The organism is Nocardioides sp. cx-173 (assembly GCF_021117365.1).
GTDB lineage: Bacteria > Actinomycetota > Actinomycetes > Propionibacteriales > Nocardioidaceae > Nocardioides.
On the sequence record NZ_CP088262.1, the window covers coordinates 185,641 to 205,188 of the forward strand.

Consider the following 19,548-nt stretch of genomic DNA (forward strand, 5'->3'; position numbering starts at 1 on the left):
GGTGCGAGGTTCGGTCGGTGATCCGGCGTCTCCTGCTTCCCCTCCTGGAGCTGGTCGCCGTCCTGCTGCTGGTGAGCGTCGGCGTGTTCGGGCTGCTGGCGCTGGTCCCCGGCGACCCGGCCGTGGCCGTGCTGGGCGAGGGCCGGGCCCCCGAGGAGTACGACGCCCTGCGCCGCCAGCTCGGCCTGGACGAGCCGTTCTGGAGCCGCTACCTCGACTGGCTCGGCGGTGCCGTCACCGGTGACCTCGGCACCTCGCTGGTGCCACCGCAGGGGCCGGTGCTCGACCGCATCGTCTCCGCCCTTCCGGTCAGCCTCGAGCTGGCCCTGCTCGGGCTGGTGATGGCCCTGGCGATCGCCGTGCCACTGGCCATGTGGTCGGCCTCCCACCCCGGAGGCCGCGCCGACCGGTCGATCAGTGCGGCGACGTTCGGGCTGCTGTCGATGCCGTCGTTCCTCGTGGGGCTGCTGCTGATAGCGCTTCTGGTCAACACCCTCGACCTGTTCCCGCGCAACGAGTGGGTGCGCCTGGGCGAGAGCGTCACCGGCAACCTGCACCACGCGTTCCTGCCCGCCCTCACCATCGCGCTGATGGAGGCGGCGATGTTCACTCGGATCCTGCGCAACGACCTCGTGACCACGCTGCGCGAGGACTTCATCCTCTCGGCCCGGGCGCGCGGCATGACCCCGCTGCGGATCCTGCTGAGCGACGCCCTGCGGCCCTCGTCGTTCTCGCTGGTCACGATCCTCGGCCTCAGCATCGGTCGCCTCGTCGGGAGCACTGTCATCGTGGAGTACCTCTTCGCCCTGCCCGGGATGGGCAAGCTCGTCATCGACGCCGCCAACCAGGGCAACTACCCCGTGGTGCAGGGGGCGGTGCTCGTCGTCGCCGTGGTCTACGTCGGCAGCAACACGCTCATCGACTGGTCCTACGGCCTCCTCGACCCCCGGACCCGTCGTGCTCGCGTCTGACCCGGTGCTGCCCGACGTCGCGCCCGTCGAGCCCGTCGCCGGCGCAGCCCTCGGTCCGCGCCAGCGTCGTGGCCGGCTCGTGGCCACCGGCGCTGCGCTCGTCGTGGCCGGCGCCGGCCTCGCCGCCTGGTCGGTCGGCAGCGATGCCGTGGTCACCGCCGCTCGCGCGGTGCTGGTCGTCGCCGGCCTGCTCGTCGTGGTCGCCGGGCTGAGCCGCCTCGCGCGCGGCCTGCTCGGGCGTCCGGTGGACGTCGTCCTGTGGCTGGGCGTCGCCTGGCTGGTGCTGGTGCTCGGGGCGGCCGCCCTGGCGCCCTGGCTCCCGCTGGGCAACCACGACGACTCCGTCGCCGGGCTGAGCGAGCCGATCTTCGCCGCGCCCGACCTCGGCTCGGAGCACCCGCTCGGCACCAACAACTACGGCCTCGACGTGCTCTCGCGCGCCATCCACGGAGCTCGTACGTCGATCCTCGTCGCCCTGCTCGCGGTGCTCGTCGGCACCACGGTCGGCGGCCTGGTCGGGATGGTCTCGGGCTTCCTGCGCGGCACGACCGACCGGGTGGTCGGCGTGCTCTCCAACGCGCTGCTCGCCGTGCCCCCGCTGATCCTGCTCATCGCCCTCGGGGCGGTGCTCGAGCCCAGCGTGCGCAGCATCGCGTTCGCGCTGTCGCTGCTGACGATCCCGAGCATGGTGCGCCTGGCTCGGGCCAGCACGATCGCCGTCGCCGAGCGCGAGTTCGTGCTGGCCGCCCGCGCGATGGGGGCCAGCCGTTGGCGGCTGCTGCGCCGTGAGGTGCTGCCCAACGTCGTCCTGCCGGTGCTCTCCCTCGCGGTCGTGATGATCTCGGTCCTGGTCGTGGCCGAGGCGTCGCTGTCGTTCCTCGGCATCGGTATCGAGCAGCCGGCGCCCACCTGGGGCAACATGATCGCCGAGGGCCAGGGAGGCGTCATGGAGGAGCATCCGTACCTGGTCGTGGTCCCGGCCGTCTGCCTCTTCCTCACCGTCTTCTCCTTCAACCTGCTCGGCGAGAGGGCGCAGAAGGCCTGGGACCCGAGGAGCGCGAAGCTGTGACCACCACCGACCCCCTCCTCGTCGTCGAGGACGTGCGCACCGTCTTCCACACCGCCCGCGGCGATGTCCGCGCCGTCGACGGCGTCTCCCTCACCCTCGCGCCGGGCGAGACCCTCGGCCTGGTCGGTGAGTCGGGCTCCGGCAAGTCGGTGCTCGGGCGCACCGTGATGGGTCTGGTCGCCAGCGGCCCGACCACCACGGTGAGCGGCCGCGTTCGCATCGGAGGCCAGGACGTGCATGCGCTGCACCCGCGGCACCGCCGCCGGCTGTGGGGACCCGAGGTGGCGATGGTCTTCCAGGACCCGATGACCTCGCTCAACCCGGTCAAGCGGGTCGGCACCCATCTCACTGAGACGCTGCGCCGCCACCTGCGCTGCTCGCGCGCCGAGGCCGCCGACCGAGCGGTCGACCTGCTGCGCCAGGTCGGCATCCCCGATCCGGCCCGCCGGGCCCGGCAGTACCCGCACGAGCTCTCCGGCGGCATGCGCCAGCGCGTCGTGATCGCCGCCGCGCTGGCCTGCGACCCGCGGCTGCTCATCGCCGACGAGCCCACCACCGCCCTCGACGTGACCGTCCAGCAGCAGATCCTCGACCTGCTCGCCTCGCTCGTGCGCGACCGGACGATGGCCATGATCCTGGTCAGCCACGACCTCGGCGCGGTCGTCGGCCGCACCGACCGCATCCAGGTGATGTACGCCGGCCGCACCGTCGAGTCCGGCACGACCCGCGACGTCTTCGGCGCCGCCCAGCACCCCTACACGGACGCGCTGCTCGGCTCGATCCCACGGCTGGGCGACCCACCGCACACCGTGCTGCGCTCGATCGAGGGGAGCCCGCCCGACATGGCCCGACCCCCCGCGGGCTGCCGCTTCGCGCCGCGGTGTCCCCGGGCCACGGACCGGTGCCTCGAGGACCTCCCGGAGCTGGTGCTCGGCGCCGACGACCGCCTGGTCGCCTGCCACCACCCGGTCCACGAGTCGTCAGGAGCCGGACATGGCCGGTAGCGGAACCGCCCACCTGCGCCCCGACCGCGACCTGGCGCTGGCCGTCGACGACCTCGTCGTCGAGTTCCGGGTCGCGGGCGGCACGGTGCACGCCGTCTCCGGCCTGCACCTCGACCTGCTGCCGGGCGAGACCCTCGGCATCCTGGGGGAGTCCGGCTGCGGAAAGTCCAGCGCCGGGCGTGCCCTCATGCAGCTGCCGCCGCCCACGTCGGGCACCGTACGGCTCGGCGACACCGAGCTGACCGCCCTCTCGCCGCGCGACATGCGGCGGGCGCGGGCTCGGATGCAGCTGGTGCTGCAGGACCCGGTGTCCGCGCTCAACCCGCGCCGCCGGGTCGGCGACATCGTCGTCGAGGGGCTCGAGATCTGGGGCTGGGGCGATCGTGACCGCGCCCGCGTCGTCGACGAGCTGCTGACCTCCGTGGGCCTGGACCCCGAGACCGTGCGCGACCGCCGACCGCACGAGCTGTCGGGGGGCCAGTGCCAGCGCGTGGCCATCGCCCGCTCGCTCGCGCTCGACCCCGACGTGCTCATCTGCGACGAGCCGGTGTCCAGCCTCGACGTGTCGGTGCAGGCGCAGATCCTCAACCTCCTCGAGCGGGCCCGCGAGCGCTTCGAGCTCAGCATGGTGTTCATCGCGCACGATGTCGCCGTGGTCAAGAACATCAGCGACCGGGTCCTGGTGATGTACCTCGGCAAGACCTGCGAGGTGCTGCCCTCGGCCGCTCTCGAGACCTCGGCGCGGCACCCCTACACCCGGCTCCTGCTCGACTCGGTGCCGAGCGCCGTCGACGCCGACCGGGTGCCCCAGCCGGCCCGCGCGATCGAGCTGCCCTCGCCCCTCGACCCGCCGTCCGGGTGCCGCTTCCGCACCCGCTGCCCGCTGGCCACCGAGCGCTGCGCCGTCGAGGAGCCGGTGCTGCGGGAGCTTGCGCCGGGACAGTTCGTCGCCTGCCACCACGCCGAGCGCCAGGGGCCTGCGTGACCACGTACGCGGACGCCACCGCGACCGCCGCCGCGATCCGGTCCGGCGAGGTGTCGGCCCGCGAGGTCGTCGAGCGCGCCATCGCCCGCATCGAGGAGCACGACGCGGTCCTCGGCTGCGTGGTCTCCGAGCGGTTCGAGCGGGCCCTCGCCGAGGTCGACGCGGTCCTGCCACCCGGGCCGCTGCACGGGGTGCCGCTGCTGGTGAAGGACCTCGGCATGCGGGTGGCCGGTCTGCCGGCCACCCGCGGCAGCCGGTTGTGGGTCGACGACGTCGCGACCGTCGACAGCGAGCTGGTGCGCCGCTACCGCGCGGCCGGCATGGTCGTGCTCGGCACCAGCAACAGCCCGGAGCTCGGGAAGAGCGCCAGCACCGAGCCGCTCCTGCACGGCCCGACCCGCAACCCGTGGTCGACCGGCCGCTCGGCCGGCGGGTCCTCTGGCGGCTCCGCGGCCGCCGTCGCCGCCGACCTGGTGCCGCTCGCCCACGGCAACGACGGCGGCGGCTCGCTGCGGATCCCCGCGTCGATGTGCGGGCTGTTCGGTCTGAAGCCGAGCCGCGGGCGCGTCACGACCTTCCCGGCGGCCAGCAGTCTCGCCGCCCCGCTGACAGCCAACCACGTGCTCACGCGCTCGGTGCGCGACAGCGCCCTGCTGCTCGACCTCACCAGCGCGCCGGTGCGCGGCGACGCGTTCGCCGCCCCCACGCCCGCGACGCCGTTCGCCGAGCAGGCGGCCCGGCCCCCGGCCCGGCTGCGCATCGGGCTGGTCACCCGGCGCGCCGACGGCGGCGCCGTCGACCCGCAGGTGGTCGAGGCGGTCCGCACCACGGCAACCCTGTGCGAGGACCTGGGCCACGTGGTCGACGAGGTCTCGCCGGCGTACGACGCCGGGCTGGCGACCGCGGGGTTCGCCACGCTCATGGGCGTCTCGCTGCTGGCCGAGGTCGGGCACCGGCTCGGCGAGCTCGGCCGCGAGCTGCGCGAGGACGACCTCGAGCCGTTCACCCGGATGCTGCACGACCACTATCGCGCCACCATGACCGCGGTCGAGGTGCACGACGCCCACGTCGCGGTCCAGGAGGTCGGCTGGCAGCTGGGCGCGATCTTCGAGCGCGTCGACCTGCTGCTCACCCCGACGCTGCCGCTGCCCGTGCCCGAGCTCGGTGTCCTCGACACCAGGCGGCCGGAGGTGATGTGGCAGGTCGCCGGCGACTACTCGTCGTTCACCGCGGTCGCCAACGCGACCGGCATGCCCGCGCTCTCCCTGCCCTGCGGCCTCGACCGCGACGGCCTGCCGCTGGGCGCACACCTGATGGGCGACCTCGGCGCCGAGGGCACCCTCCTCGCCCTCGCCGCCCAGCTCGAGCAGGCCCGGCCCTGGCCGCTCGTCGCTCCGGCGTACGCCGGCTGACGCCCGCGGCCCGACCGCGCCGAGACCACGAAGCCCCCACCCGGAGACCGGGCGGGGGCTTCGTCGATGCGGGCTCAGCCCTTCCAGGCGTCGCCGAACAGCAGCATCGTCTCCGAGGTCGAGGTGATCCCGTGGACGTCGTCGTTCCAGGGCTGGAAGAACGCGCCTGCGCCCATCGCGACGCCGGGCACGGTCTCCTGCCATAGCTCGTTGATCTGCGTCAGCAGCGCGGTGGCCTCGTCGCCCTCGGCCGCCTGCAGCTGGGCGATCAGCTCGTCCATCTCGGGGTTGGCGTAGCCCGAGGGGTTCTGCGGCGAGGCGCCGATCAGGTTGGTGGCCAGGCGGGAGTAGGGGTCCTCGTCGGGGATGCTCATCGCCGAGACCGCCAGGTCGTAGTCGTGGGTGACGTAGATCCGCTGGGTCTGGTCGGCGATGTTGCGCAGCAGGTCGGTCTTGACGGTGAATCCCGCCGCTTCGAGCATCGCCTGGATCGTCACCGCGCCGGTCTGCGAGGCCTGGTCGGACTGGCCGACGTAGGTCAGGGTGCCGTCGTACCCGTCGGCCTTGGCCTCCGCCAGCAGCGACTTGGCCTTCTCCAGGTCGTAGTCCGACGTCTCGACCTCGGCGAAGTAGGGCGCGCTCGGCGAGTAGATGTTGCGGCCCGGCAGGCCGGCGCCGCCGCTCACCCGCTCGGCGTAGACGACCGGGTCGATGGCGTGGTTGATGGCCTGGCGGACCCGTACGTCGGACGCGGCGCGCCCCTCGCGGTTGTTGAGCCAGAACATCGTGGCCAGGCCGCTGGGCGACATGATCCCCGCGAAGCCGTCGTTGCGGGCCTTCTCCAGGGTCTGCGGGGCGCGGATGTTGGCCGCGTCGACGGTGCCGTCGGTGAGCGACTCGAGTCGGGCGTCGTCGCTGCCCAGCCATACGAAGCGCAGCTCGTCGAGGTGCGGCGCCCCGCCCCAGTAGTCGGGGTTGGCGGCGAGCACGAGCTCCTCGGCCGGCTGGTAGCTGTCCATGACGAACGGCCCGGCACCGATGGGCTCGAAGGCGTCGGGCCCGCCGGCGTACGCTGCCGGCGCCACGACCATGCCGGGGCCGCTGGCCAGCATGTTGGGGAAGGTGATCCACGGCTGGTTGAGCGTGAACACCACCGTCGAGTCGCCCTCGGGCCGCATGTCCTTGATGTTGGTGGCGAGCAGGAGCGTGTTGTAGCCGGCGTTCTCCATGTAGTAGCCGAGGCTGCCGACCACGGCGGCCGCGTCGAGCGGGGTGCCGTCGGAGAACATCACGCCGTCGCGAAGCGTGAGCGTCCAGGTGACGTTGTCCTCGGTCGTCAGCGACTCGGCGAGCCAGGGCTCGAAGCTGTCGCTGGCCTGGTCGTAGCGCATCAGGACGTCGTAGACCGCCGCGAGGGCGTTGCCGCCGGCCGCGCCGTTGGGGATGGTCTTGGTGGGGTCGAGGCTGCGGGCCTCGGAGTAGTCGGCCAGCGTGAGCGTGCCGCCCTGCTGCGGCTCGCCCGGGTCGTCGGTGACGCCGACGACGCCGGCGGCGTAGATCTCCTCCTTGCTCAGCGCGGACGATCCACCGTCCCCGTCCCCGTCGTCGTCCTCGCTGTCCGAGCTGGCGCATCCGGCCACGAGCAGCGAGCCCGCGAGGAGTGCGGTGGCGATGCGGCCCCGTGTCGTGAAGCGGTTCACTGATCCTCCAGTGGGTCGTCCTGGCGTCTCGGGACGCCCGGATCGTGTGTGATGCGTCACGCTAGGAGTGGCCGTACTTCGCTCTCCGATGCGGTCTCACTCACCGGGAGGTGGTCGCTGGGTGGGCCCACGGCCTTCGGGTCCAGGCGAGCGCGCTCTGGGGGCGCGGGCCCCTAGCCGGCGCCTGCGGTGGCTGCCGCATCGTCGGTCATGCGGCGCACCACCTCCACGATGGCGCTGCGCAGCTCGGCGCGGGGTGGCAGCGAGGGCTGGAGCGCGGGGGAGGTGAGATGCCAGGTCTGCGCGACGGACAGCACGATGGCGAGGTACGTGCGGGGTGACAGCGAGCCCGTCCGGCCGAGGCCCCGGTCCTTCAGGACCGCCTCCTTCTCGGCGTAGGAGTCCACCTCGGCCGCGGTCGCCTCGGGCCGCTCGAGCTGTCGCCACATGCTGAGCCGGAAGACCGCCGGGTCGTCCATGAGGGCGTCGAACATCGAGCCGGCGTAGCCCGGCAGGTCGTCGGGGTCGAGCGGCACCGCGGCGATGAGGCGCTGGAGGGCGCCCGCGACCACGAGGTCGAAGAGCGTCTCCTTGTTGCCGAAGTAGAGGTAGATCATCCGCTTGTTGGCCTCGGCAGCCGCGGCGATCCGGTCGACCCGGGCCCCGCTGAGCCCGAACTCCGCGAACTCGGCCGTCGCCGCGTCGAGCAGACGCCGCTGCGTCGCTGCCTTGTCACGGGTGGTCGTCGACGCCGAGGGGGTCACCCGCCCAACCTAGCGCGGCTCGGACCCTTGTCACCAACTGGTTAGTGGGTTACCTTCTAACTAACCAGATAGTTACAGGAGGCAGATCATGAGCTCACGATTCACGGCACGGACCGTGCTCGTCACCGGCGCCACCGGCGCCCTGGGAGAGGCGCTGGCGAGGGCCTTCCACGCCGAGGGCGCCCACGTGGTCGTCGCGGCGCGCGACCGCGTGGCCGGCGAGCGCCTGGCCCGCGACCTCGGCGCCCGCGCGAACGCGGTCGGCCTCGACGTGACCAGCGAGGAGCAGTGGCAGGCCGCCGTCCGGCATGCCGAGGAGGTCGCCGGGCCGGTCTCGGTCCTGGTCAACAACGCGGCCAACCTCCAGGTCGGCACCGTCGAGTCGGTCCCGGTGGACGCCTGGCGAGCGGTCATCGACACCAACCTCACGGGCTCGTTCCTGGGGATCCGCGCCGTCGTGCCGAGCATGGTGAGGGCGGGCGCCGGCTCGATCGTCAACATCTCCTCGATCGCCGGGCTGCACGCCGCGCCCGGCCTCGTGGCCTACTCCGCCAGCAAGTGGGCTCTGCGGGGTCTCACCCGGACCGCAGCCGCGGAGCTGGCGCGCAAGAGCATCCGCGTCAACGCGGTCCATCCCGGGATCATCGACACCCCGCTGGCCTACGACCCGGCCACCCACCAGGAGCTGGTCCCCGTCGACGGCTTCGCGATCCCCCGACAGGCGAGCACGGCCGAGATCGCGCAGTACGTCCTGTTCGTCGCCTCCGAGGATGCCGCGTTCTCGACCGGCTCCGAGTTCATCGCCGATGGCGGCTTCGCCCTCGGGCCCGTCGCCTGACCCCTCAGCACACCGCCGATCAAGGAGATCACCATGACCACCTGGCTCATCACCGGAACCTCCAGCGGCTTCGGACGCAGCCTGACCGAGCTGCTTCTCGAGCGCGGCGACACCGTCGCGGCCACCCTGCGCCGGCCCGACGCTCTCGCCGACCTGCAGTCCCGGCACGGCACGCGGCTGTGGGTGCGCACCCTCGACGTGACCGACACGCCGGCGCTGCGCCGGGTCGTCGACGAGGCGTTCGCTGAGCTCGGCACCGTCGACGTCGCCGTCTCCAACGCCGGCTATGGGCTCTTCGGCGCGGCGGAGGAGCTCGACGACGCCGAGATCCTGCGGCAGCTCGACACCAACGTCGTCGCCTCCATCCAGCTGGCCCGTGCCCTGGTGCCGCACCTCAGGGGCCAGGGCGGCGGCCGCATCCTCCAGCTCTCCAGCCTCGGCGGGCAGGTCGGGTTCCCGGGCCTGTCGGTCTACCACGCCTCGAAGTGGGCGATCGAGGGCTTCTTCGAGGCGTTCGGCCCCGAGGTGGCGCCGTTCGGGATCCAGACGATGCTGGTCGAGCCCGGCATGTCCCGGACCGAGTTCGCCGGCTCGTCGGCCAGGATCGGCGCCCCTCACACCCGCTACGACGGGGGTGTCCTCCGGGTCGACTCGGTGGCGCGCGAGGCCATGCCGGGAGACCCCCGCAAGATGGCGAGGGCGATGATCGCGGCCGCCGAGCGTGACCAGCTGCCGGCCAGGCTCTCGCTCGGCTCGGACGCCTACACGATGATCCGCGAGGCCCTGCAGACCCGGCTCGCCCGCCTCGAGGAGCAACGAGACCTCGCCTTCTCCACCGACGCCGACGACTACCGGCCGCCGCCCGCAGCCTGACTCGGCCGGCCCCCGTCGACGTGGTCCGGATCACGTCGCCGCAAACGATGCGTCAAGACCGGGCCCGGGAGGCGTCAGGGAAGCGTCAAGAGCGCGCAGGCGGCGAGATCCGAGGTCTAGGAATGGCTCCGTGCTCGATCTCATCTACGTCCTCGTGACCCTGGGGGTCTTCGTCCTTCTCGCGCTGCTCGTCGGCGTCCTCGACCGCTCGGGCGCGTCGGAGTCACCACCCCGCGAGGCCGGTGGGCCCGCTGAGCCACGCCGCGACCTCGTCGCCGAGGGCGGCGCCACGTGAGCGCCGTCGGTCCGGCGATCGGCCAGATCCTGGTCCTCGTCGTCGCGCTCGCGATCACCGTGCCGCTCCTGGGCCGCTACCTCGCCCACGTGCTCACCAGTGATCGGCATCTCGCGGTGGAGCGGGTGTCCTACCGCCTGCTGCGCGTCGACCCCGACGCCCAGCAGCACTGGCGGACCTACGCGATGTCGGTCCTGGGCTTCTCGCTGGTCGGCATCCTCTTCCTGTTCGGCCTTGGGCGCCTGCAGGCCCACCTGCCGCTGAGCCTCGGCTTCCCGGGCCTGCCCAGTGACGGCGCGTGGAACACGGCGGTCTCCTTCGTCACCAACACCAACTGGCAGTGGTACTCGGGCGAGGCGGCCGCGGGGCATCTCTTCCAGATGTCGGGCCTCGCGGTCCAGAACTTCGTGAGCGCCGCCGTCGGCATCGCGGTCGCCGCCGCCTTCGCGCGGGGGCTGGCCGGTCAGAGGCGGGACGGTCGCGTCGGCAACTTCTGGTCCGACCTGGTGCGCTCGGTCGTCCGGGTCCTGCTGCCGTTCGCGGTCGTCTCGGCGCTGCTCCTGGTCGCCCTCGGCGTGGTCCAGAACCTCAGCGGCGCCCGGTCGGTGACCACGCTGAGCGGCGGGACCCAGCAGATCACGGGCGGCCCGGTGGCCAGCCAGGAGGTCATCAAGCAGCTCGGCACGAACGGCGGCGGCTTCTACAACGTCAACTCCGCCCACCCCTTCGAGAACCCCACCCCGCTGACCAACCTGCTGCAGATCTTCTTGATGCTGCTCATCCCCTTCGCCATGGCCTGGGCCTTCGGGCTGATCGTCAAGGACCGGCGCCAGGGCGTCGCCATCCTCGGCGTGATGGCGCTCCTGCTCACCGTCTCCGTGGGGCTGCTCACCTGGGCCGAGATGGCGGCCCCGGGGACGGCGCCCGGGCTGGCGGGCGGCGCCATGGAGGGTAAGGAGACGCGCTTCGGCGAGGCGGGCTCCGCGCTCTTCGGCGCGGCGACGACCGGGACCTCCACCGGTGCCGTCAACTCCATGCACGACTCGTTCACGGCGCCCGGTGGCGGGGTCGCGATGTTCAACATGATGCTGGGCGAGATCGCTCCGGGAGGCGTCGGCTCCGGTCTCTACGGCATGCTCATGCTGGCCATCGTCACCGTCTTCCTGGCCGGCCTGATGGTGGGGCGGACCCCGGAGTACCTGGGCAAGAAGATCGGCCAGCGCGAGATCGTCCTGGTGGCCCTCTACGTCCTCGCCACGCCGGTCCTGGTCCTGAGCGGCATCGCCATCGCCATCACCGCCAAGGACGGGCTCGCCGGGCTGCAGGCGTCGGGGCCGCACGGGCTCTCCGAGGCCTTGTACGCCGTCACGTCGGCCTCCAACAACAACGGCAGCGCGTTCGGCGGACTGACCTCGGGCACCCCGTTCTGGAACTCGCTGCTCGGGATGCTGATGCTCCTCGGGCGGTTCCTGCCGATGATCTTCGTGCTGGCCCTGGCGGGGCGCTTCGCCGCCCAGCAGCGGCTGCCACCGGGTGCCGGCACCCTCCCCACCCACCGACCGCTCTTCGCGGTCCTCCTCTCGGGCGTCGCCCTGGTCGTGGTCGGTCTGACCTACGTGCCGGTGCTCGCCCTCGGTCCGATCGTGGAGTCCCTGTCGTGAACGTCAATGTCCAGCCCAGGCCCGACGAGGTCGGCCACACCCCCACCGCGCCCAAGGCGCCGATGCCGGCCCTGAGCCTCAGCCCGGCGCTGCTGCGCGAGGCCCTCCCGGGGGCGCTGCGCAAGATGGACCCGCGCCAGCTCCTGGCGACCCCGGTCATGCTCGTCGTCGAGGCCGGCGCCGCCGGCACGACCGTGATGTCGGTGCTCGACCCCAGCACGCTCGGCTGGCTGGTCACCGTCTGGTTGTGGCTGACGGTCCTCTTCGGGGCGCTCGCCGAGTCCGTCGCCGAGGGGCGGGGCAAGGCGCAGGCCGCGAGCCTGCGCGCCCTGCAGCAGGAGACGTCGGCACGGCGCGTCACGGGCTCCGCGGAGGGCCGGCGCGGCCCGGGTGCCTTCCTCTCGCTGGCCGTCGAGGAGGTGCCCAGCACGTCGCTGCGCGCCGGCGACGTGGTCCTGGTGCGCGCCGGGGAGCGGATCCCGGGCGACGGCGATGTCGTCGAGGGCGTCGCGAGCGTCGACGAGTCGGCCGTGACCGGGGAGTCGGCACCGGTCATCCGGGAGTCCGGGGGCGACCGCAGCGCGGTCACGGGCGGCACCGTCGTCCTCTCCGACGAGATCGCGGTCAAGATCACCTCCGACCCGGGCCAGTCCTTCGTCGACCGGATGATCGCCCTGGTCGAGGGCTCCGAACGGCAGCGCACCCCCAACGAGGTCGCCCTCAACGTGCTCCTCACCTCGCTGACCGCCATCTTCGTCGTGGTCTGCGTCTCCCTGTGGTTCGTGGCCGACTACAGCGGCGCGCACCAGTCGCTGATCGTCCTGACCGCCCTGCTCGTCTGCCTCATCCCCACCACCATCGGGGCCCTGCTCTCCGCGATCGGCATCGCGGGCATGGACCGGCTCGTACGCCGCAACGTGCTGGCGATGTCGGGCCGTGCCGTCGAGGCGGCCGGTGACGTCGACGTCCTGCTGCTGGACAAGACCGGCACCATCACCTACGGCAACCGCCAGGCCTCCGAGCTGCTCACCGTCCCCGGGGTGTCCCGCGAGGAGCTCGTCGACGCCGCGCTCCTCTCCTCCCTGGCCGACGAGACGCCGGAGGGGCGCAGCATCGTGGCGCTCACCGGGGAGGGACGGCCGGTGCCGGCGGGCGCCGTGATGGTGGAGTTCTCGGCCACCACCCGGATGAGCGGTCTGGACGCCGACGGCCGACGAGTCCGCAAGGGTGCGGCCTCGGCCGCGACCCGGTGGGTGCGCGACTCCGGCGGTGAGCTCTCGTCGGAGATCGACGACCACGTCAACCGCATCAGCGCCGGCGGCGGGACCCCGCTGGTGGTCGCGGAGCAGCGCGGGGACGCCCCCGCCCGCCTGCTGGGCGTGATCCACCTCAAGGACGTGGTCAAGGAGGGCATGCGCGAGCGCTTCGAGGAGCTGCGCGCCATGGGCATCCGCACGGTGATGATCACCGGGGACAACGCGCTCACGGCGAAGGCGATCGCCGCGGAGGCCGGTGTCGACGACTTCCTCGCCGAGGCCACTCCCGAGGACAAGCTGGCGCTGATCCGCCGGGAGCAGCAGGGCGGGCGGATGGTCGCCATGTGCGGCGACGGCACGAACGACGCCCCCGCCCTGGCCCAGGCCGACGTCGGCGTGGCCATGAACACGGGCACGACCGCGGCCAAGGAGGCCGGCAACATGGTCGACCTCGACTCGGACCCCACGAAGCTCATCGACATCGTCGAGATCGGCAAGCAGCTCCTGATCACCCGCGGCGCCCTGACGACGTTCTCGGTCGCCAACGACGTCGCGAAGTACTTCGCGATCCTGCCCGCCATGTTCGTGGTGGCCTTCCCGCAGCTCGACGTCCTCAACGTCATGCGGCTGTCCTCGCCGGAGTCGGCGATCGTGTCGGCGGTCATCTTCAACGCGCTCGTCATCGTCGCGCTCATCCCGCTGGCGCTGCGGGGGGTGGCCTACCGGCCGGCGTCGGCCTCGGACCTGCTGCGCCGCAACCTGCTGATCTACGGGCTCGGAGGGCTGGTCGCGCCGTTCGTCGGCATCAAGCTCCTCGACCTGGTCGTCTCACTCATCCCCGGCCTCTGACGAAACCCGATTGGAAGACGTCTCATCATGAAGGATCTCTACGCACTGTTCCGCCACAGCCTGGCCGGCCTGCGGATGCTTCTCGCCGCCACGGTGGTGTGCGGCGTCGCCTACCCCCTGCTCGTGACCGGTGTCGCCCAGGTGGTGTTCCCCTGGCAGGCGGACGGCTCCCTGGTCACCGAGGGCGGTGAGCACGCGGACTCCGCCGACGAGGCCGTCGGCGCGAGCCTCATCGGCCAGCTCACCGAGTCCGACGGGCTGTTCCATCCCCGGCCCTCGGCGGCGGGGGACGGCTACGACCTGCTCTCGACCTACGGCTCGAACCACGGACCCGAGAGCGCCGAGCTCGTCGAGGCCATCGAGGAGCGCCGCTCCGAGGTGGCCGCCCGGGAGGGGGTGGAGCCCGCGCAGGTGCCGGTCGACGCCCTCACCGCCTCCGGCTCGGGCATCGACCCGCACATCTCCGAGGCCTACGCCGACCTCCAGGTCTCGCGCGTGGCGGCGAGCACCGGGCTGAGCGAGGACGAGATACGGCGACTCGTGCTGGCCCACACCGAAGGGCGGACCTGGGGCGTGCTCGGGGAGACGAGGGTGAACGTCCTGCGGCTCAACATCGACGTCCTCGCGGCCTCCGGGGGTGGAGCCGGGTGACGCACACCTGCGGCGACGACGAGAATCACGCCCATGGGCGATGATCCGCGGCGCGGCCGGCTGACGGTCTACCTGGGCGCCGCCCCGGGGGTCGGCAAGACGTTCGCGATGCTGGGGGAGGCGCGGCGCCGCCGCGAGCGCGGCACCGACGTCGTTGTCGGCTTCGTCGAGACCCACGGGCGCGCGCACACCGCGGCGCAGGTGGACGGCCTCGAGGTCCTGCCCCGGGCCGAGATCTCCTACCGGGGCACGACGTTCTCCGAGATGGACGTCGCGGCCATCCTCGCCCGCCGGCCGGCCGTCGTGCTGGTCGACGAGCTGGCGCACACGAACGTCCCCGGGAGCCGGCACCGCAAGCGGGCCGAGGACGTGGCCGAGCTCCGCGCGGCGGGCATCGACGTCATCACGACCGTGAACATCCAGCACCTGGAGTCGCTCAACGACGAGGTCGAGCGCATCACCGGCGTGCGGCAGCGAGAGACGGTGCCGGACGTCGTCGTCCGCACCGCCGACTCGATCCAGCTCGTCGACATGGCGCCCGATGCGCTGCGCCGGCGCATGGCGCACGGCAACATCTACCAGGCCGACAACATCGACGCGTCCCTGACGTCGTACTTCCGCGTCGGCAACCTCACCGCCCTGCGCGAGCTGGCCCTGCTGTGGCTCGCGGACCGGGTCGACGACGCCCTCGACGACTACCGCAGGGCCCACCGGATCGAGTCGCCCTGGCCGACCAAGGAGCGCATCGTCGTCGCTGTCACCGGCGGTCCCGAGAGCGAGACCCTCATCCGCCGGGGGGCCCGCATGGCGCAGCGCTCCGCGGGCTCGGAGCTGCTCGCGGTGCACGTCCTCAGCTCCGACGGGCTGCGCAACCCCGACGAGGCGAGGATCCTGCGCGCCCAGCAGCTGGTGGCCTCGCTGGACGGCTCCTTCCACTCGGTCGTGGGGGAGGACGTCTCGCAGGCGGTGGTCGACTTCGCCACCGGTGCCAACGCCACCATGATCGTGGTCGGGGTGTCGCGACACGGCGGGCTCCGGCGGCTCTTCACCGGGTCGACCGGGGACCGGATCGCCCGGCTGGCGGGCGCCGTGGACGTCCACCTCGTGACGCACGAGGAGGTCGCCGGCGCCCTGGCGCGGCCGCGTACGCTCTCGCCGCTGTCGCGGGCGCGTCAGCTGGTCGGGTGGGCAAGCGCGGTCCTCCTGCCGCTGGGCCTCGCACTGGTCCTCCACGGCTTCGAGGACACCGACCAGCTGACCCTGGCCAGCCTCCTGCTGCTCGGGGCGGCGGTGCTGGTCGCCTTCGTCGGCGGGCTGCTGCCGGCGCTGCTGGCAGCGTTCGTGGGCTTCCTGAGCCTCAACTACTGGTTCACGCCCCCGGTCGGGGACCTGGCGATCTCGCGTCCGGCCGACGTCCTCGGGCTGCTGGTGTTCGTGGCGGTTGCGGCCGCCGTCGCCACGGTCGTCGACCGCGCCTCGCGGCGTACGGCGGACGCCCTGCGGGCCCGCACCGAGGCCGCGACCATGGGCTCGCTCTCGCGCTCGGTGCTCACGGGACAGGACACGGCCGAGGCCATCGTCGAGCGGCTGCGTGAGACCTTCGGCCAGACCTGCGTCGCTCTCCTGGAGCGGGCCGACGCCGGCTGGCGCGTCCTGGCGTCCGCCGGACCCGGTGGCGCCGAGCGGCCGGAGGACGGCGACACCCGCGTCAAGGTCGACGAGGACCACGTCCTCGTCCTGTGCGGGCAGGCCCTCAGGGCCACCGATCAGCGGGTCCTCGAGGCCTTCGCGGTCCAGACCAGCCTGGTGCTGGAGTACCGGCGCCTGCGCGACCGCGACGAGCGGGCCGCCACGCTGGAGCGTGCCGACGCCACCTCGACCGCGTTGCTGCGCGCGGTCTCGCACGACCTGCGTACGCCGCTGGCGATCGTGCGGGCCTCGGTCGACGCGCTGATGACCTCGCAGCTGAGCGACACCGACCGTCATGAGCTCACCACCGCCGTGGACGGGTCCACCGCGCAGCTCGAGGGGCTCATCGACAACCTGCTGGACCTCTCCCGGCTGCAGAGCGGGCTCATCCGGCCGGTCATGAGGGCCCGTAGCCTCGACGAGGTCATCCCCCTGGCCGTCGCGGGGAGCGCTCCCGGCTCGGTGCGCCTCGACTTCGCGGAGTCGACCCCGCTCGTCCTCACCGACGCCGGGCTGCTCGAGCGGGTGGTGGCCAACCTGGTGACCAACGCCGTGCGCGCCGCCGACGGCGGCCCCGTGCGGGTGCTCGCCCACGCCCTGCCCGACACCGTCGACATCCTGGTCGTCGACCGCGGGCCGGGGGTCGCTCCGGACCAGCGCGAGCGCATGTTCGAGCCCTTCCAGCGGCTCTCGGACTCCGCGCCCGGTGGACTGGGGCTGGGCCTGGCGGTCGCCCGGGGGCTCGCCGAGGCCATCGACGGCGTGCTCTCCGCGGAGGAGACTCCCGGTGGCGGCTTGACGATGGTGCTGTCGCTGCCGAGGGCGCCCTCCCCGGGCCCGGCACCGCTCCCAGCGCCGGAAGTGGAGGGATCCGCGTCATGAGCCCCAGCGTCCTGATCGTCGACGATGAGCCGGCCCTGGTCCGTGCCCTGAGCATCAACCTGAGAGCCGCGGGCTGGCAGGTGCACACCGCCGGCGACGGCACCGGCGCCCTCCAGGCGGTGGCGGAGGTCCGCCCCGACGTGGTCCTGCTCGACCTCGGTCTGCCCGACCTGGACGGCACCACGGTCCTGGCCTCGCTGCGGGAGTGGAGTGCGGTGCCGGTCGTGGTGCTGTCCGCGCGCCAGGGAGGCGAGGACAAGGTGGAGGCGCTCGACCTGGGCGCGGACGACTACGTCACCAAGCCGTTCGCCATCGGCGAGCTCCTCGCCCGCCTGCGCGCCGCCGTGCGACGCGCCGAGGGCGGGACGCCGACCCCCGCCGTGCTCGAGGTCGGTCCGCTCGTCATCGACATGGGGCGCAAGAAGGTGGCCAAGCACGGGGTCGACGTCCGGCTCAGCCCGACCGAGTGGGCCTTCCTGGAGCTCCTGGCGCGCAACGTCGGGATGCTGGTGCCGCGCCAGCAGATCCTGCGCGAGGTGTGGGGGCCCACCTACGAGCGAGAGGGCCACTATCTGCGCGTCTACATCGCCCAGCTGCGCCGCAAGCTGGAGGACGACCCGGCGCATCCTCGCTACCTCCTGACGAGCTCGGGGCTGGGCTACATCCTGGAGCCGTAGCGGCGTCGGCCTCGGGGGGCTGAGCCGGCGTCACGTAACGTGCGAGCACCGGCCGCGGCAGTGCCCGCGGCGCTTCGATCCCCGGGAGGCACGTCGCATGGCTGGCGGTCACGTCGAGCGTGAGGTCCCCTCGTGCCCCAAGCGCATGGTGTTCGGCCCCTGCGGGGGAGTGCACGACGACGGCTCCTGTGAGGTGGACTCGCGGCCGTGCCCGTTCGCAGCCCCGGGCGCCGCCGTGGTGCGCTGGGACCGGGAGGCGCCCGTGCGCCCGGCTCCGGAGAGCACGCTGCTCGCGGCGGCGCGAGCCGGCGCCGCCGTGGTGACCGACCTGACGATCCCGCCCTTCGACGCCGCCGGGCTGGGGGACGTCGTCGAGGCGCTGAGCGGGTCCTGCGACGCCGTCCTCGTCGGCGAGCATCAGAACCGGCCGGACTTCCCGCCCTCCCTGATGGCCGCGCTCGTGACGCAGGCCGGCGGGGTGCCCTGGGTGACCCTGGCCTGCCGGGACCGCAACCGGGTGGTCCTGGAGCAGGAGCTGGCCGGTCTTGCCGTGGCAGGCGTCGACGGGGTGCTGTGCGTGACCGGCGACGCACGCGCCGCCGGGATGCGGCCGGAGGTCACCCAGGTCTTCGACCTCGACGGCACCCAGCTGGCGGCCCTTGCGTCCCAGACCGGTCACGCGGTCGCCGTGCCCGAGGCGCCGTCCGCCGCCCCCCGCCAGCTTCGTCCGGCCCGCCTGTTCCAGAAGCAGGCGGCCGGGGCGCACCTGGCGGTCCTCAACCACGTGGGCAGCCCGGCGCAGGTCGCTGGCTTCGTCGCGGCGGCCCGTGCCGAAGGGCTCACGATCCCGGTGATCGCGGGCGTGGCCGTCTACACCGACGAGAGGTCGGCGAGGGTCCTGCAGCGCTTCCCCGGCCTGGACGTCGACCCGGCGCAGGTCGAACGGGTGCTGGGTGCATCCGATGTCCGCGAGGCGGGTATCGAGACCGCGGTGCGGGAGGCCAGGGCGCTGCTGGCCGTCGCGGGGGTCTCGGGCGTCAACCTGTCCGGGCTCGCGTCGGAGGACGGCGCGCTGGCCGGCGCCCACGTCAAGGCCGAGATCGGCCGCCGGATCAAGGAGGGGCGATGATCGAGGCTGAGCCGATGATCGACGAGTTCGACACCGTGGCGTCCTGGACGGCGTCCGCGGTACGGGCGCTGGGCGAGGACCACGCCCTGCCGGCCGCGTGCCGGGGGAGCGGCAGCCCGGACGCCCTCGACTGGCTGGGCACCGCGATGGGGCTCGGCGAGGGCGCGCGACTGCTGGACTCCGGGGCCGGCGTGGGCGGCCCCTCCGAGTACGCCGCACGGTCGTGGCGGGTCCGACCGCTCCTCGCCGAGCCGATGGAGGGGGCGTGCCGCGCCTCGCGCTCGCTGTTCGGCCGCCCCGTCGTGGTGGCCGACGGCGCCGCCCTGCCGTTTCGCGACGGCAGCGTCGAGGCGGCCTGGTCGCTGGGCGTGCTCTGCACCCTGGCGGACAAGCGCCCCTACCTCGCCGAGCTACGGCGCGTCGTGGTGGCGGGGGGCGCCGTCGGTCTGCTCGTCTACGAACGAGCGGTGGACTCGCTGCCCGACCAGGCGGAGGGCAACCACTTCCCCAGCCACCAGGAGCTCCTCGACGAGCTGGGGGCGAGCGGCCTCCTGGTGGTCGGGCAGACGCTGCTGACCGACCTCCCCGGCACACCCGACGACTGGCAGGAGGCCGCGGACCGCGTGGAGGACCTGATCCGGGACCGGCACAGCGACGACGAGCGCTGGCAGCGCGCGCAGGAGCAGCAGGACACCATCGTCGGCCTGATCGGGGAGGGCCTCGTCGTCGGGCGCCTGGTCAGCTGCGTCGCCGTCCCCACGTAGGCTCGGACGCCTGGGCGTCGCCTCGCCGTCGGCCGTGGTGGGGGCGGCGAATATCGTGGTTGCGTACGAGCCGTCTGCG

At 73.0% G+C, this 19,548-nt stretch carries 17 protein-coding genes; 15 read left to right on the forward strand and 2 right to left on the reverse strand.

Annotated elements, in window-relative coordinates:
* The first annotated feature begins 17 nt into the window (after window positions 1–17).
* Genes LQ940_RS00870 through LQ940_RS00890 form a run of 5 tightly spaced genes read left to right on the forward strand, consistent with a single transcriptional unit; the run spans window position 18 to window position 5,441 of the window.
* The gene (locus LQ940_RS00870) at window positions 18–971 is read left to right on the forward strand and encodes an ABC transporter permease (protein ID WP_231241059.1); all 954 of its coding nucleotides are present in this window, start codon (window positions 18–20) and stop codon (window positions 969–971) included.
* A complete protein-coding gene (locus LQ940_RS00875; protein ID WP_231241058.1) occupies window positions 958–2,040 on the forward strand; it encodes an ABC transporter permease in 1,083 nt (360 codons plus the stop codon). Before LQ940_RS00870 ends, LQ940_RS00875 begins: the two co-directional genes overlap by 14 nt.
* Complete coding sequence (locus LQ940_RS00880; RefSeq protein WP_231241057.1) at window positions 2,037–3,044, forward strand: ABC transporter ATP-binding protein; 1,008 nt, start codon at window positions 2,037–2,039, stop codon at window positions 3,042–3,044. Before LQ940_RS00875 ends, LQ940_RS00880 begins: the two co-directional genes overlap by 4 nt.
* On the forward strand, window positions 3,034–4,029 hold the full coding sequence (locus LQ940_RS00885) for an oligopeptide/dipeptide ABC transporter ATP-binding protein (protein WP_231241056.1): 996 nt from the start codon (window positions 3,034–3,036) through the stop codon (window positions 4,027–4,029). The genes LQ940_RS00880 and LQ940_RS00885 overlap by 11 nt, the downstream gene beginning before the upstream one ends.
* Window positions 4,026–5,441, forward strand: a complete 1,416-nt coding sequence (locus LQ940_RS00890) for an amidase (RefSeq protein WP_231241055.1) — start codon at window positions 4,026–4,028, stop codon at window positions 5,439–5,441. The genes LQ940_RS00885 and LQ940_RS00890 overlap by 4 nt, the downstream gene beginning before the upstream one ends.
* Window positions 5,442–5,515: 74 nt before the next feature.
* Here LQ940_RS00890 and LQ940_RS00895 read toward each other — a convergent pair whose 3' ends face one another.
* Both LQ940_RS00895 and LQ940_RS21695 read right to left on the reverse strand, forming a co-directional pair.
* Entirely contained in the window at window positions 5,516–7,141 is a 1,626-nt protein-coding gene (locus LQ940_RS00895) for an ABC transporter substrate-binding protein (protein ID WP_231241054.1), read from the reverse strand.
* 173 nt (window positions 7,142–7,314) lie between these two features.
* Complete coding sequence (locus LQ940_RS21695) at window positions 7,315–7,905, reverse strand: TetR/AcrR family transcriptional regulator (RefSeq protein WP_269217224.1); 591 nt, start codon at window positions 7,903–7,905, stop codon at window positions 7,315–7,317.
* Between the two features lie 88 nt (window positions 7,906–7,993).
* On the opposite strand from LQ940_RS21695, the gene LQ940_RS00910 reads away from it, so the two are divergent.
* The 10 genes from LQ940_RS00910 to LQ940_RS00955 all read left to right on the forward strand — a co-directional run bounded on the left by LQ940_RS00910 (window position 7,994) and on the right by LQ940_RS00955 (window position 19,469).
* Window positions 7,994–8,743 carry an SDR family NAD(P)-dependent oxidoreductase gene (locus LQ940_RS00910; RefSeq protein ID WP_231241053.1) on the forward strand — a complete coding sequence of 250 codons (750 nt, stop codon included), beginning with the start codon at window positions 7,994–7,996 and terminating at the stop codon, window positions 8,741–8,743.
* A 33-nt stretch (window positions 8,744–8,776) separates the two neighbouring features.
* The gene (locus tag LQ940_RS00915) at window positions 8,777–9,616 is read left to right on the forward strand and encodes an SDR family oxidoreductase (RefSeq protein ID WP_231241052.1); all 840 of its coding nucleotides are present in this window, start codon (window positions 8,777–8,779) and stop codon (window positions 9,614–9,616) included.
* Between the two features lie 130 nt (window positions 9,617–9,746).
* Complete coding sequence (locus LQ940_RS00920) at window positions 9,747–9,911, forward strand: hypothetical protein (RefSeq protein ID WP_231241051.1); 165 nt, start codon at window positions 9,747–9,749, stop codon at window positions 9,909–9,911.
* Window positions 9,908–11,572, forward strand: a complete 1,665-nt coding sequence (kdpA, locus tag LQ940_RS00925; protein WP_231241050.1) for a potassium-transporting ATPase subunit KdpA — start codon at window positions 9,908–9,910, stop codon at window positions 11,570–11,572. Before LQ940_RS00920 ends, kdpA begins: the two co-directional genes overlap by 4 nt.
* 62 nt (window positions 11,573–11,634) lie before the next feature.
* Entirely contained in the window at window positions 11,635–13,677 is a 2,043-nt protein-coding gene (kdpB, locus tag LQ940_RS00930; RefSeq protein WP_231241128.1) for a potassium-transporting ATPase subunit KdpB, read from the forward strand.
* A 27-nt stretch (window positions 13,678–13,704) separates the two neighbouring features.
* The gene (kdpC, locus tag LQ940_RS00935) at window positions 13,705–14,328 is read left to right on the forward strand and encodes a K(+)-transporting ATPase subunit C (RefSeq protein ID WP_231241049.1); all 624 of its coding nucleotides are present in this window, start codon (window positions 13,705–13,707) and stop codon (window positions 14,326–14,328) included.
* 33 nt (window positions 14,329–14,361) lie between these two features.
* A complete protein-coding gene (locus LQ940_RS00940) occupies window positions 14,362–16,899 on the forward strand; it encodes an ATP-binding protein (protein WP_231241048.1) in 2,538 nt (845 codons plus the stop codon).
* Complete coding sequence (locus LQ940_RS00945) at window positions 16,896–17,576, forward strand: response regulator (RefSeq protein ID WP_231241047.1); 681 nt, start codon at window positions 16,896–16,898, stop codon at window positions 17,574–17,576. The genes LQ940_RS00940 and LQ940_RS00945 overlap by 4 nt, the downstream gene beginning before the upstream one ends.
* Before the next feature lie 97 nt (window positions 17,577–17,673).
* The gene (locus LQ940_RS00950; protein WP_231241046.1) at window positions 17,674–18,705 is read left to right on the forward strand and encodes a methylenetetrahydrofolate reductase C-terminal domain-containing protein; all 1,032 of its coding nucleotides are present in this window, start codon (window positions 17,674–17,676) and stop codon (window positions 18,703–18,705) included.
* The gene (locus LQ940_RS00955) at window positions 18,702–19,469 is read left to right on the forward strand and encodes a class I SAM-dependent methyltransferase (RefSeq protein WP_231241045.1); all 768 of its coding nucleotides are present in this window, start codon (window positions 18,702–18,704) and stop codon (window positions 19,467–19,469) included. The genes LQ940_RS00950 and LQ940_RS00955 overlap by 4 nt, the downstream gene beginning before the upstream one ends.
* Window positions 19,470–19,548 lie beyond the last annotated feature (79 nt).